11 protein-coding genes are annotated in these 13,280 nt (G+C 59.3%); 9 read left to right on the forward strand and 2 right to left on the reverse strand.

The window, feature by feature from the left end:
• Positions 1-57 precede the first annotated feature (57 nt).
• The 8 genes from KGB29_RS14740 (at position 58) to fdhA (ending at position 10,181) form a co-directional block, all read left to right on the forward strand.
• A complete protein-coding gene (locus KGB29_RS14740; protein ID WP_223508015.1) occupies positions 58-774 on the forward strand; it encodes a TraX family protein in 717 nt (238 codons plus the stop codon).
• A 283-nt stretch (positions 775-1,057) separates the two neighbouring features.
• Positions 1,058-2,311, forward strand: a complete 1,254-nt coding sequence (gene glyA, locus KGB29_RS14745) for a serine hydroxymethyltransferase (protein ID WP_102672492.1) — start codon at positions 1,058-1,060, stop codon at positions 2,309-2,311.
• 23 nt (positions 2,312-2,334) lie between these two features.
• Positions 2,335-3,585, forward strand: a complete 1,251-nt coding sequence (locus tag KGB29_RS14750) for a sarcosine oxidase subunit beta (protein WP_007907561.1) — start codon at positions 2,335-2,337, stop codon at positions 3,583-3,585.
• A 14-nt stretch (positions 3,586-3,599) separates the two neighbouring features.
• Positions 3,600-3,929 carry a sarcosine oxidase subunit delta gene (locus tag KGB29_RS14755; RefSeq protein ID WP_057713000.1) on the forward strand — a complete coding sequence of 110 codons (330 nt, stop codon included), beginning with the start codon at positions 3,600-3,602 and terminating at the stop codon, positions 3,927-3,929.
• The gene (locus KGB29_RS14760) at positions 3,926-6,943 is read left to right on the forward strand and encodes a sarcosine oxidase subunit alpha (RefSeq protein ID WP_102672491.1); all 3,018 of its coding nucleotides are present in this window, start codon (positions 3,926-3,928) and stop codon (positions 6,941-6,943) included. Before KGB29_RS14755 ends, KGB29_RS14760 begins: the two co-directional genes overlap by 4 nt.
• 175 nt (positions 6,944-7,118) lie before the next feature.
• Entirely contained in the window at positions 7,119-7,751 is a 633-nt protein-coding gene (locus KGB29_RS14765) for a sarcosine oxidase subunit gamma (protein ID WP_150813795.1), read from the forward strand.
• 169 nt (positions 7,752-7,920) lie between these two features.
• Positions 7,921-8,778, forward strand: a complete 858-nt coding sequence (gene purU / locus KGB29_RS14770) for a formyltetrahydrofolate deformylase (protein ID WP_150813796.1) — start codon at positions 7,921-7,923, stop codon at positions 8,776-8,778.
• A gap of 203 nt (positions 8,779-8,981) precedes the next feature.
• The gene (gene fdhA / locus KGB29_RS14775; RefSeq protein ID WP_090451825.1) at positions 8,982-10,181 is read left to right on the forward strand and encodes a formaldehyde dehydrogenase, glutathione-independent; all 1,200 of its coding nucleotides are present in this window, start codon (positions 8,982-8,984) and stop codon (positions 10,179-10,181) included.
• 34 nt (positions 10,182-10,215) lie between these two features.
• Here the strand turns inward: fdhA and KGB29_RS14780 are convergent, their stop codons facing one another.
• Together KGB29_RS14780 and KGB29_RS28895 are read right to left on the reverse strand one after the other, a co-directional pair.
• Positions 10,216-11,229 carry an RHS repeat-associated core domain-containing protein gene (locus tag KGB29_RS14780; protein ID WP_150813797.1) on the reverse strand — a complete coding sequence of 338 codons (1,014 nt, stop codon included), beginning with the start codon at positions 11,227-11,229 and terminating at the stop codon, positions 10,216-10,218.
• A gap of 170 nt (positions 11,230-11,399) precedes the next feature.
• Positions 11,400-12,398: an RHS repeat-associated core domain-containing protein gene (locus KGB29_RS28895; protein WP_371319478.1), complete on the reverse strand. Its 999-nt coding sequence runs from the start codon at positions 12,396-12,398 to the stop codon at positions 11,400-11,402.
• Positions 12,399-12,725: 327 nt separating this feature from the next.
• Between KGB29_RS28895 and KGB29_RS14790 the strand changes: the two genes are divergently transcribed.
• Positions 12,726-13,280, forward strand: coding sequence for a DUF2780 domain-containing protein (locus KGB29_RS14790; protein WP_150813798.1), 555 nt, complete (start codon positions 12,726-12,728; stop codon positions 13,278-13,280).

The raw sequence follows: 13,280 nt of genomic DNA on the forward strand, positions 1-13,280 counted from the left end.
GCTGTCGGGAACATACACAGTCGAAGGGCAATTATGCACGTGACGATGCACAAGGCCATGCACTTAAAGCAGCGCGACGGGGCACTGGATCTGCTCAAGTGGCTGGCGCTTTTAAGCATGGTGCTCGATCACCTGCGATATGTCGGTTATTCCGCCGATCTGTTGTATGTGCCGGGGCGGCTGGCATTCCCGTGGTTCTGCCTGGCGATGGCGGCCAATCTGTCACGAAAGCCTGTTGTGGTGGACGGTGGGCAATGGCGCTATCTGGGCTGGTTGTTGCTGTTTAGCGCGGTGAGTGAAATTCCTTACCGGATGTATATTCACAATCCCGACACCTTGAACGTGTTGCCCACCCTTGCGCTGGGCTTGCTGGTGATTCGTGGCTGGCAGCAGCCGGTGCTTGCGCCGCGCCTGCTGGCCGTCGGTGCGTTGCTGCTGGCGGGGTTTTTCTCCCAGCGATTGATGTTCGGTTTCTTTGGCGTTCTGTTGCCGCTGGCCTTGCTGCTGGTACTTCAACGACCCTGGTATTTCGCGCTATTGGCGGGGCTGGTCTGTCTGGCGGCCAATCAATGGCAGGTGCTGTATCACGCCGCTCGCCTGGGCAATGTCGCGGCGTTTCCGGCCATCGTCACGTGCCTGATTGCGCCATGGCTCGGGCTGTTCTTGTTGCGACACGCAAAGGGCGTAAATCCACCACCGATGCGGCGTTGGGCGTATGCCCTGTATCCCGCGCATTTCGTCGCTTTGCTGACTTTGCGTCAGGTGCTCGCATAACCCTGTGGCAGCGGGCTTGCTCGCGAAAGCGGGGTGTCAGTCACTTCAATACTTACTGATACGCAGAATTCGCGAGCAAGCCCGCTCCCACAAGGGATCCAGGCTGATTTGAGGTTTGCTTGCGGCTTGCCATTTCCCGCCATGTCGTAAACGCACCTTTGCGTGGCGCCCGTAGGCATTTGACGACTCCAAGCCAGTCATACCATCGCTACCAAAGGGCACTGCCGAAAAGCCAGTGCCTCACCGAGACGAATGGCGCACCGCCGCCGCTGGGAGAGACGCGATGTTCAGCAAGCAAGACAAGATCCAGGGTTACGACGATGCACTGCTGGCGGCGATGAATGCCGAGGAGCAACGTCAGGAAGATCACATCGAGCTGATCGCGTCAGAGAACTACACCAGCAAGCGCGTCATGGAAGCGCAAGGCAGTGGCCTGACCAACAAATACGCCGAAGGTTATCCGGGCAAGCGCTACTACGGTGGCTGCGAACATGTCGACAAGGTTGAGGCGCTGGCCATCGAGCGCGCCAAGCAACTGTTCGGTGCCGATTACGCCAACGTCCAGCCGCACTCCGGCTCCTCGGCCAACAGCGCCGTGTACCTGGCCCTGCTGCAAGCCGGCGACACCATTCTCGGCATGAGCCTGGCCCACGGCGGTCACCTGACCCACGGCGCCAAAGTGTCGTCCTCGGGCAAGTTGTACAACGCCGTGCAGTACGGCATCGACACCAACACCGGCCTGATCGATTACGACGAAGTCGAGCGCCTGGCCGTCGAGCACAAGCCGAAGATGATCGTCGCCGGCTTCTCGGCCTACTCCAAGACCCTCGACTTCCCGCGCTTCCGCCAGATCGCCGACAAGGTCGGTGCGCTGCTGTTCGTCGACATGGCCCACGTGGCCGGTCTGGTTGCCGCTGGTCTGTACCCGAACCCGCTGCCTTACGCCGATGTGGTCACCACCACTACCCACAAGACCCTGCGCGGTCCGCGTGGCGGCCTGATCCTGGCCAAGTCCAACGAAGAAATCGAGAAGAAGCTCAACGCAGCAGTTTTCCCCGGTGCCCAGGGCGGCCCGCTGATGCACGTGATCGCCGGTAAGGCGGTGTGCTTCAAGGAAGCGCTGGAGCCTGGCTTCAAGGCTTATCAGCAGCAAGTGATCGACAACGCCCAGGCCATGGCCGGCGTGTTTATCAAACGCGGCTACGATGTAGTGTCCGGCGGTACCGACAACCACCTGTTCCTGGTCAGCCTGATCCGTCAGGGCCTCACCGGCAAAGAGGCGGATGCAGCACTCGGTCGCGCCCACATCACTGTGAACAAGAACGCTGTCCCGAACGATCCACAGTCGCCGTTCGTGACCTCTGGCCTGCGCATCGGCACCCCGGCGGTCACCACTCGCGGCTTCAAGGTGACCCAGTGCGTCACGCTGGCCGGCTGGATCTGCGACATCCTCGACAACCTCGGCGACGCCGATGTCGAGGCCAATGTCGCCGAGCAAGTGGCAGCCCTGTGCGCGGACTTCCCGGTTTATCGCTGAGTGCGGTTTTGGAGTAAATGACTATGCAACGCTACTCGGGCTTCGGCCTCTTCAAACACTCTCTCAGCCATCATGAAAACTGGCAGAAAATGTGGCGCACGCCGACCCCTAAAAAGGTCTACGACGTGGTCATCGTCGGTGGTGGCGGGCATGGTCTGGCCACGGCCTACTACCTGGCCAAGGAACACGGCATCACCAACGTGGCCGTGGTCGAGAAAGGCTGGCTGGGCGGCGGTAACACCGCGCGCAACACCACCATCGTTCGCTCCAACTACCTGTGGGACGAGTCGGCGCACCTGTACGAACACGCGATGAAACTGTGGGAAGGTCTGTCCCAGGACCTCAACTACAACGTGATGTTCTCCCAGCGTGGCGTCTACAACCTGTGCCACACCCTGCAGGACATTCGTGATTCCGAGCGTCGGGTCAGCGCCAACCGCCTCAACGGCGTGGACGGTGAACTGCTCGATGCCAAGCAGGTTGCCGACGAGATTCCGTACCTCGACTGCTCCAAGAACACCCGCTACCCGGTGATGGGCGCCACCGTCCAGCGTCGCGGCGGCGTGGCCCGTCACGATGCCGTGGCCTGGGGCTTTGCCCGGGCCGCCGATGCATTGGGCGTGGACCTGATCCAGCAGACCGAAGTGATCGGTTTCCGCAAGGAAAACGGCGTGTGCATCGGCGTTGAAACCAACAAGGGCTTCATCGGCGCCAAGCGCGTCGGCGTCGTGACCGCCGGTAACTCCGGGCACATGGCCAAGCTCGCCGGTTTCCGCCTGCCGATCGAATCCCACCCGCTGCAAGCGCTGGTGTCCGAGCCGATCAAGCCGATTATCGACAGCGTGATCATGTCCAACGCCGTACACGGTTACATCAGCCAGTCCGACAAGGGCGACCTGGTGATCGGCGCCGGTATCGACGGCTACAACGGCTACGGCCAGCGTGGTTCGTACCCGGTGATCGAACACACCATCCAGGCCATCGTCGAGATGTTCCCGGTGCTGTCGCGGGTACGCATGAACCGTCAGTGGGGCGGCATCGTCGACACCACGCCGGATGCCTGCCCGATCATTTCGAAAACCCCGGTACCGAACATGTTCTTCAACTGCGGTTGGGGCACCGGTGGCTTCAAGGCTACACCTGGCTCGGGCAACGTATTTGCCGCAAGCCTGGCCAAGGGTGAAATGCACCCACTGGCCGCACCTTTCTCCATCGACCGTTTCCACAGCGGTGCGTTGATCGACGAACACGGCGCTGCAGCAGTCGCCCACTAACAGGAGAAATCCCTATGTTGCATATCTTCTGTCCTCACTGCGGCGAACTGCGCTCCGAAGAGGAATTCCATGCATCCGGCCAGGCGCACATCCCGCGCCCACTGGACCCGAGCAGTTGCACCGACGAGGAGTGGGGCGACTACATGTTCTTCCGCGATAACCCGCGCGGTCTGCACCACGAGCTGTGGGATCACGTTGCCGGTTGCCGTCAGTACTTCAACGTCACCCGCGACACCGTGACCTACGAGATTCTCGAAACCTACAAGATCGGCACCAAGCCACAATTCACCGACAAGACCGATAGCCCGAAAGCGGCCAGCACGGCTCTGGGAGAGAAGGTATGAGCCAGATCAATCGCCTGTCCAACGGCGGACGGATCGACCGCAACAAAGTCTTGACCTTCACCTTCAACGGCCAGAACTACAAAGGCTTCGAAGGCGATTCCCTGGCCGCTGCACTGCTGGCCAACGGCGTCGATATCATCGGTCGCAGCTTCAAGTATTCTCGTCCGCGCGGCATCTTCGCCGCCGGTGCCGAAGAGCCGAACGCGGTGCTGCAGATCGGCGCCACCGAAGCCACGCAGATCCCGAACGTGCGTGCTACGCAACAGGCGCTGTATCAGGGCCTGGTCGCCACCAGCACCAACGGCTGGCCGAGCGTGAACAACGACATGATGGGGATTCTCGGCAAGGTCGGCGGCAAGCTGATGCCACCGGGCTTCTACTACAAAACCTTCATGTACCCGCAATCGTTCTGGATGACCTACGAGAAGTACATTCGTAAGGCCGCCGGTCTTGGTCGCTCGCCGACCGAAAACGATCCGGACACCTACGACTACATGAACCAGCACTGCGACGTGCTGATCGTCGGTGCCGGCCCTGCTGGCCTGGCGGCTGCCCTGGCGGCTGCGCGCAGCGGTGCCCGGGTGATCCTCGCCGATGAACAGGAAGAGTTCGGCGGCAGCCTGCTCGATTCCCGCGAAAGCCTCGACGGCAAGCCTGCGATGGAGTGGGTGGCCAGCGTCATCGACGAGCTGAAGAACACCCCGGACGTGCTGCTGTTGCCGCGCGCCACCGTCAACGGCTACCACGACCACAACTTCCTGACCATTCACGAGCGCCTGACCGATCACCTCGGCGACCGCGCACCGATTGGCCAGGTGCGTCAGCGCATTCACCGGGTCCGCGCCAATCGCGTGGTACTGGCAACCGGCGCTCACGAGCGTCCATTGGTCTACGGCAACAACGACGTGCCGGGCAACATGCTCGCCGGCGCCATCTCGACCTACGTGCGTCGTTACGGCGTGGCACCGGGCAAGAAGCTGGTGCTGTCGACCAACAACGACCACGCCTACCGCGTTGCCCTGGATTGGCTCGATGCCAGCCTGCAAGTGGTGGCCATCGCCGACGCCCGCAGCAATCCGCGTGGTGCGCTGGTGGAAGAAGCCCGCGCCAAAGGCATCCGCATCCTCACCGGCAGTGCCGTGATCGAGGCTCGTGGCAGCAAGCACGTGACCGCTGCCCGTGTGGCCGCCATCGACGTCAAAGCCCACACCGTGACCAGCCCTGGCGAATGGCTCGACTGCGACGTCGTCGCCAGCTCCGGTGGCTACAGCCCGGTGGTTCACTTGGCTTCGCACCTGGGTGGCAAGCCGATCTGGCGTGAAGACATCCTCGGTTTCGTACCGGGCGAAGCACCGCAGAAACGCGTGTGTGTCGGCGGCATCAACGGCGTCTACGGCCTTGGCGATTCCCTGGCCGACGGTTTTGAAGGTGGCGCTCGCGCCGCTGCTGAAGCCGGATTCCAGACGGTTGAAGGCGTACTGCCGAAAGCCCTGAGCCGTCTCGAAGAGCCGACCCTGGCGCTGTTCCAGGTGCCCCATGAAAAGAGCACCGCACGGGCACCGAAGCAATTCGTCGACTTGCAAAACGATGTCACCGCCGCCGCCATCGAACTGGCGACCCGCGAGGGCTTCGAGTCGGTCGAGCACGTCAAGCGCTACACCGCACTGGGCTTCGGCACCGATCAGGGCAAGCTCGGCAACGTCAACGGTCTGGCCATCGCTGCCCGCTCGCTGAACGTGACCATCCCGCAGATGGGCACCACCATGTTCCGTCCGAACTACACGCCGGTGACTTTCGGCGCCGTGGCCGGTCGTCACTGCGGACACATCTTCGAGCCGGTGCGTTACACCGCACTGCATCAATGGCACCTGAAAAACGGCGCCGAGTTCGAAGACGTCGGCCAGTGGAAGCGTCCTTGGTACTTCCCGAAATCCGGTGAAGACCTGCATGCCGCGGTGAAGCGCGAATGCAAAGCCGTGCGCGACAGCGTCGGCCTGCTCGATGCTTCGACCCTGGGCAAGATCGACATCCAGGGCCCGGATGCGCGTGAGTTCCTCAACCGCGTCTACACCAACGCCTGGACCAAGCTCGATGTGGGCAAGGCCCGTTACGGCCTGATGTGCAAAGAAGACGGCATGGTCTTCGACGACGGCGTGACGGCTTGCCTGGCCGACAACCATTTCGTCATGACCACCACCACCGGCGGCGCGGCTCGTGTGCTGCAGTGGCTGGAGCTGTACCACCAGACCGAATGGCCGGACATGAAGGTGTACTTCACCTCCGTCACCGACCACTGGGCGACCATGACCCTGTCCGGGCCGAACAGCCGCAAGCTGCTTGCTGAAGTCACCGACATCGACCTGAGCAGCGAAGCCTTCCCGTTCATGACCTGGAAAGAAGGTCTGGTCGGTGGTGTGCCGGCGCGGGTGTTCCGGATTTCGTTTACCGGTGAACTGTCGTACGAAGTCAACGTGCAAGCCGACTACGCCATGGGCGTGCTGGAAAAAATCGTCGACGCCGGCAAGAAGTACAACCTGACGCCGTACGGCACAGAAACCATGCACGTGCTGCGGGCCGAGAAGGGCTTCATCATCGTCGGTCAGGACACTGACAGCTCGATGACCCCGGACGACCTGAACATGGGCTGGTGTGTCGGTCGCACCAAACCGTTCTCGTGGATCGGCTGGCGTGGCATGAACCGTGAAGACTGCGTGCGTGATCAGCGCAAACAGCTGGTTGGCCTGAAGCCGATCGATCCGACCAAGTGGCTGCCGGAAGGTGCGCAACTGGTGTTCAACACCAAGCAAGCCATCCCGATGACCATGGTGGGTCACGTGACTTCCAGTTACCTGCACAACTCCCTGGGCTATTCGTTTGCCATGGGCGTGGTCAAGGGCGGGTTGCAGCGGATGGGCGAGCGAGTGTTCGCACCGCTGGCCGACGGCAGCGTGATCGAGGCGGAAATCGTTTCTTCGGTGTTCTTTGATCCGAAGGGTGAGCGCCAGAACGTTTAATGGCCTTGGATCCTGTGGTGAGCCTGCTGCCGCTTTCGCGAGCAAGCCCGCTCCCACAGGACCGAAGTCGACAAGGGAATATGAGTCAGGCATCAATCAATGTGGGAGCGGGCTTGCTCGCGAAGGCGGCAGAACAGTCTCCACAGAAGCCAACAGAATTTAGAGCAGGTGCTTTATGACCGCAGCCAATGTTTACCAACAACGCCCAACCTCCGGGGCCAAGGCCGAGTCGTCGCTGCATCACGCCGACCTCGCCAGCCTGGTGGGCAAGGGTCGCAAGAACGCCGGCGTGACCGTGCGCGAGAAAAAACTCCTCGGCCACCTGACCATCCGCGGCGATGGCCACGATGCCGCGTTTGCCGCGGGCGTGCACAAGGCCCTGGGCATCGAGTTGCCGGGCGCGCTGAGCGTCATCGTCAAAGGCGAAACCAGTCTGCAATGGATGGGGCCGGATGAGTGGCTGCTGATCGTGCCGACCGGTGAAGAACTTGCCGCCGAGCAAAAACTGCGTGCAGCACTGGGCGATTTGCACATTGCAATCGTCAACGTCAGCGGCGGCCAGCAACTCCTCGAACTGAGCGGCCCGAACGTGCGCCAGGTACTGATGAAGTCCACCAGCTACGACGTGCACCCGAACAACTTCCCGGTGGGCAAAGCCGTCGGCACGGTGTTCGCCAAGTCGCAATTGATGATCCGTCACACCGCCGAAGACACCTGGGAACTGCTGATTCGTCGCAGCTTCTCGGATTACTGGTGGCTGTGGTTGCAGGATGCTTCTGCCGAATTCGGCCTCAGCGTTCAAGCTTGATCACCACCCGCCATGGAGGCGATCACTTGTGGGAGCGAGCTTGCTCGCGATGGACTTGAGGGCGACGCGTTGATCCAGTAAGTACGCGTTATCGTTGACGCCCATCGCGAGCAAGCTCGCTCCCACAAGATGCAGCGTCATCTTTAGATATCACAGGAGTCACCGCACCATGAGCCGCGCCCCAGACACATGGATTCTGACCGCCGACTGCCCCAGCGTCCTCGGCACCGTGGACGCGGTGACCCGCTTTCTGTTCGAGCAGGGCTGCTACGTCACCGAGCACCATTCCTTCGATGACCGACTCTCGGGCCGTTTCTTCATTCGTGTGGAATTCCGCCAGCCTGACGGTTTCGATGAGCAGTCCTTCCGCGCGGGCCTCGCCGAGCGCGGTGAAGCCTTCGGCATGATCTTCGAACTGACCGCGCCGAACTACCGGCCGAAAGTGGTGATCATGGTTTCCAAGGCCGATCACTGCCTCAACGATTTGCTCTATCGCCAGCGCATCGGCCAGTTGTCGATGGACGTGGCCGCCGTGGTCTCCAACCACCCGGACCTCAAGCCACTGGCTGACTGGCACCAGATTCCGTACTACCACTTCCCGCTGGATCCGAACGACAAGCCGGCGCAGGAGCGTCAGGTTTGGCAGATCATTGAAGAGTCCGGTGCGGAACTGGTGATCCTTGCGCGCTACATGCAAGTGCTGTCGCCGGAGCTATGCCGCAAGCTCGATGGCAAGGCGATCAACATCCACCACTCCCTGCTGCCCGGTTTCAAGGGCGCCAAGCCCTACCACCAGGCCTACAACAAGGGCGTGAAACTGGTGGGCGCCACCGCGCATTACATTAACAACGACCTGGATGAAGGCCCGATCATTGCCCAGGGTGTGGAGGCAGTGGACCACAGCCATTATCCGGAAGACCTGATCGCCAAGGGGCGGGATATCGAAGGGCTGACACTGGCGCGGGCCGTCGGGTATCACATTGAGAGAAGGGTGTTTTTGAACGCCAATCGTACGGTCGTTCTTTAAATCGCCATCGCGAGCAAGCTCGCTCCCACAGTGGATCGGGGGCGGACACAAGATTTGTGAACGACACAAAAACCTGTGGGAGCGAGCTTGCTCGCGATGAGGCCCTTATAAGCAACACAAATGACAACGGCAATAACCCGAGCATTTAACGCGCTGCCTGCCTGGGCAACGCGGTTCCATAAAAACAACAGCGAGGTGAAAGCATGTCTGGCAATCGTGGTGTGGTGTATCTCGGCGCTGGCAAGGTCGAAGTGCAGAGTATTGATTATCCGAAAATGCAGGACCCGCGTGGCAGGAAAATTAACCACGCGGTCATCCTGCGCGTGGTTTCCACCAATATCTGTGGTTCCGACCAGCACATGGTGCGCGGCCGTACCACCGCTCAAACCGGCCTGGTCCTGGGTCACGAGATCACCGGTGAAGTGATCGAAAAGGGCAGCGACGTCGAGAACCTGCAGATCGGTGATCTGGTGTCCGTACCGTTCAACGTGGCTTGCGGGCGCTGCCGTTCCTGCAAAGAAATGCACACAGGCGTCTGCCTGAGCGTCAACCCGGCGCGTCCGGGCGGTGCTTATGGTTACGTCGACATGGGCGACTGGACCGGTGGCCAGGCCGAATACGCCATGGTGCCGTACGCCGACTTCAACCTGCTGAAACTGCCGGATCGCGACCGGGCGATGGAAAAAATCCGCGACCTGACCTGCCTCTCCGACATCCTGCCGACCGGCTATCACGGCGCCGTGACCGCTGGCGTCGGCCCGGGCAGCACCGTGTACATCGCCGGTGCCGGTCCGGTCGGCCTCGCGGCGGCTGCTTCGGCCCGTCTGTTGGGCGCGGCTGTGGTGATCATCGGTGACGTCAACACCGTGCGCCTGGCCCACGCCAAGGCTCAGGGCTTCGAGATCGCCGACTTGTCCCTGGACACACCGCTGCACGAACAGATCGCTGCACTGCTGGGCGAGCCGGAAGTGGATTGCGCCATCGACGCCGTTGGTTTCGAAGCCCGTGGCCATGGCCATGATGGTGTGAAACACGAAGCACCTGCCACCGTACTCAACTCGCTGATGGGCGTGGTGCGTGTGGCAGGCAAGATCGGCATCCCCGGCCTCTACGTGACCGAAGACCCGGGCGCTGTCGACGCTGCCGCGAAAATGGGCAGCCTGAGCATCCGCTTCGGCCTGGGATGGGCCAAGTCCCACAGCTTCCACACCGGCCAGACCCCGGTGATGAAGTACAACCGCGCGCTTATGCAAGCGATCATGTGGGACCGTATCAACATCGCCGAAGTGGTGGGCGTTCAGGTGATCAGCCTGGATCAGGCTCCGCAGGGTTATGGCGAGTTTGACGCGGGCGTGCCGAAGAAGTTTGTGATTGATCCGCATAAGATGTTTAGTGCGGCGTAAGGGTCTTTAAGAAAAGGAAAAGGGTGACTTAATGTCACCCTTTTTCGTTGCGAATAATGTCTCTTGTTTGGGCGGATATCTGGGGGTTGGGGGTGGTTCTTAAAGTGTGTTCTAGTTTCAATATTCTCTGGTCTATTACGCCGATTGCAATGAGATTAAGTTCTGATTGATTGGCGTTTTTTGAGGCTGCATTCGAGCTGATCAGCTGTTTAATTGCTCTTTGTTCACTTGTTATTAATTCTTGAACGGCCGATTTGAAGGAGGCATCAGCCTGATCGGTTGCTGAAGAGGTGTGAAGGGTAGTTGAACTTGTATCATCGAAGAGATCGTCGATGCTTTTTAATGTACGTTGTTTATCGAGTCGCAGATGCGCTGGGCTCCTTCGATCGGCTGTGATTTGTTCGGTTCTTTTATACGTCCCTACAAGCGAGTCTACCGTCGCAGGTGTATTTCTGGATTTTTTGATCGTCTGAGCTGACTTCCAGAACTTAAATTTCTTAATGGTAAATAAATTAAATGCATGCCCGCTCGGATCGTTTCTGCTTACCGGATCTCCCGCGCAATACCCATACGCATTAATCCCCCCCTCCCCAAACGGGCTCCAACTATCCGGGCTGGTAAACCGCATCATCACCGGGTTAAACGCCCGATAACCATTCCCCAATAAATAGCACCCCGTCACCGGATCCGGTCTTTCACCATTGAAGCCAAGCAGGCTGAGTAAGCCGTTCCCCGCCGGGCGATGGCCATAAGGTGAGTAGGCGAGGGGATGTGGCCGAACTACATCAAGTACATTCAAAACCGAACGCTGTTGATCAGTGGCAAGCAAATGCGCCGCCACTGCCCCACTCTGACGCTGCTGCTGCGCCAGCAGTTGATCCTCGTGCTGCATGATCGAACGCTGCACCGCGTCTTGAATCTCGGTGGCCAGACGATCTTTCAGGTAAAAGCGTCGGGTGGGGGGCTGCGCAGAGGGCGTGCAATCAACCAGACGATCCAGCGGGTCGTAGCGGTAACTGCAGAGCCGCGTTTCTCGATTGGGGAGCATGGCCGGGTTCCTGAATGAGTTTGTCGATCCAGGGTTTTACTGTGGTGCATTCGAACAGAGCCGCCTACTGGCAGCTCTGATAGAGCTGCAGACTGATGATGGTTTGTGAGGTAGTAAGCTTTGTTAAAGGTTCTTAAGGTTCGCTTGCCAAAATAGCCTGTCGAAAAATTTCAGGCGTCGCGGATGATGCTTCTTACTTTTTCAGGAAGATCTTCTAAATTTATACTTTGGATACTATTGTTCTTAAGTTCTTCAATGAAGCTTGGAAAGTATTGTTTGGAATTAAGCTGCTTGTGGAGGCTTTCTATGGATTTTGTTTGCTGCGTCGGATTTAATTTAATTGCCTGTCCGGTAGTGATGGATCTATATAGGTGCGAGTTTGTGGCCAAAGGTGCTTTTATTGAGTGTCCAATATTTTTGTGTTGGTCAAGTACGAGTTGAGATAGATTGATTTGGCTATTTTTAATCGCTGTTAGCAGTTTTTGTTGAACGTCAAATTTGAAGTCGGTGGGTGTTGGGGAAAACGCAGGTCTGTTTTCTACTGGGACTGCACTTTCATAGCTGGGAGGGAAAGTATCGGCGTAACTTGGAGGAGGGGGGGTGCTAGCGCGGGGTGTATTCTCAATTGCTCCGCTTGTATTGATACCGTTTCTAGAGGTCCTGGTCTTCCGAGAAATCAATTTTTTGAGCGAACCCATAAATGGAATTTTATCACTTTTCAAAATGCTGATTAGCTTTCGTGCAACATGCCCAGTCTGATCGCTTTGATTGATGGGGTCTCCACTGCAATACGCATACCCATTCAACCCACCCTTCCCAAACGGACTCCAACTATCCGGACTGTTAAACCGCATCAACACAGGGTTAAACGCCCGATACCCGTTCCCCAACAAATAACACCCCGTCACCGGGTCAAGCCGTTCGCCGTTGAAACCCAGCAGGCTGAGCAAGCCACTTTCCGCAGGGCGATGACCATAGGGTGAGTAGGCGAGGGGGTGTTGCCGAGCGACATCAAGTACATTCAAAACCGAACGCTGTTGATCAGTGGCAAGCAAGCGCGCTTCCACGGCCCCGCTCTGACGCTGCTGCTGCGCCAGCAGTTGATCCTCATGCTGCATGATCGAACGCTGCACCGCGTCTTGAATCTCTGTGGCCAGACGATCTTTCAAGTAAAAGCGTCGGGTGGGGGGACTGCGCAGAGGGAGTGCAATCAACCAGACGATCCAGCGGGTCGTAGCGGTAACTGCAGAGCGTTTCTCGAGTGGGGAGCATGGCCGGGTTCCTGAATGAGTTTGTCGATCCAGGGTTTTACTGTGTCGCATTCGAACAGATCCGCCTACTGGCAGATCTGATAGTGCCGCAGACTTCGGGGCTGCTTTGTGACGAGCGGATAGGAAATGGGTGGAAACCTGAGGAACATGCCCGCGTCTGCCCGGTCAAATCGGCAGCATTGCGCCCGTAAGCCGGGCGTTTTTCATGACGCAGAGGATGTCTGAATGAAGATTTCACGCGGTTTTGCACTGGCATCACTCCTGACCCTGGCAGCCAGCCCGGTCTTCGCACAGTTCAATTTGGGCGATGCGGTCAATGCCATTGCCGGCATGAAGGGCGATGACGCGGCCGCGACTGCTGCACCGACACCGCAGACCGCCAACCTGCTGAGCACCCTCAGTGAATTGGACATCACCCCAGAGCAAGCCGTTGGCGGTGCCGGGGCGATGCTGGGGCTGGCGAAGAACCAGTTGAGCTCGACCGACTACTCGGAATTGGCCAAAAGCGTGCCGGGCATCGACATGCTCTCGGGCGGCGGGGAATTGGGGGCACTGGCCGGTCTGCTCGGCTCCAGCGGCAAAGCAGCAGGGCTGGACAACGCCTTGGGCAACGTCAAGGACACCAACGACCTGAACAACGCCTTCAGCGCCCTGGGCATGGACAGCGGCATGATCGGCCAGTTTGCCCCGGTACTCCTGCAATACTTCGGTCAGCAGGGCGTCGGCGGTTCGCTGCTGAGCAGCCTGGGCAGCATCTGGGGCACCGACACCGGTAGCTGA

Source organism: Pseudomonas sp. BF-B-30 (assembly GCF_019956305.1).
Classification (GTDB): Bacteria; Pseudomonadota; Gammaproteobacteria; order Pseudomonadales; family Pseudomonadaceae; genus Aquipseudomonas; species Aquipseudomonas jessenii.

Bases quoted from the DNA above. Each gene is read 5' to 3' on its own strand.
- KGB29_RS14740 (WP_223508015.1), top strand. From the start codon at position 58: ATGCACTTAAAGCAGCGCGACGGGGCACTGGATCTGCTCAAGTGGCTG.
- glyA (WP_102672492.1), top strand. From the start codon at position 1,058: ATGTTCAGCAAGCAAGACAAGATCCAGGGTTACGACGATGCACTGCTG.
- KGB29_RS14750 (WP_007907561.1), top strand. From the start codon at position 2,335: ATGCAACGCTACTCGGGCTTCGGCCTCTTCAAACACTCTCTCAGCCAT.
- KGB29_RS14755 (WP_057713000.1), top strand. From the start codon at position 3,600: ATGTTGCATATCTTCTGTCCTCACTGCGGCGAACTGCGCTCCGAAGAG.
- KGB29_RS14760 (WP_102672491.1), top strand. From the start codon at position 3,926: ATGAGCCAGATCAATCGCCTGTCCAACGGCGGACGGATCGACCGCAAC.
- KGB29_RS14765 (WP_150813795.1), top strand. From the start codon at position 7,119: ATGACCGCAGCCAATGTTTACCAACAACGCCCAACCTCCGGGGCCAAG.
- purU (WP_150813796.1), top strand. From the start codon at position 7,921: ATGAGCCGCGCCCCAGACACATGGATTCTGACCGCCGACTGCCCCAGC.
- fdhA (WP_090451825.1), top strand. From the start codon at position 8,982: ATGTCTGGCAATCGTGGTGTGGTGTATCTCGGCGCTGGCAAGGTCGAA.
- KGB29_RS14780 (WP_150813797.1), bottom strand. From the start codon at position 11,229: ATGCTCCCCAATCGAGAAACGCGGCTCTGCAGTTACCGCTACGACCCG.
- KGB29_RS14790 (WP_150813798.1), top strand. From the start codon at position 12,726: ATGAAGATTTCACGCGGTTTTGCACTGGCATCACTCCTGACCCTGGCA.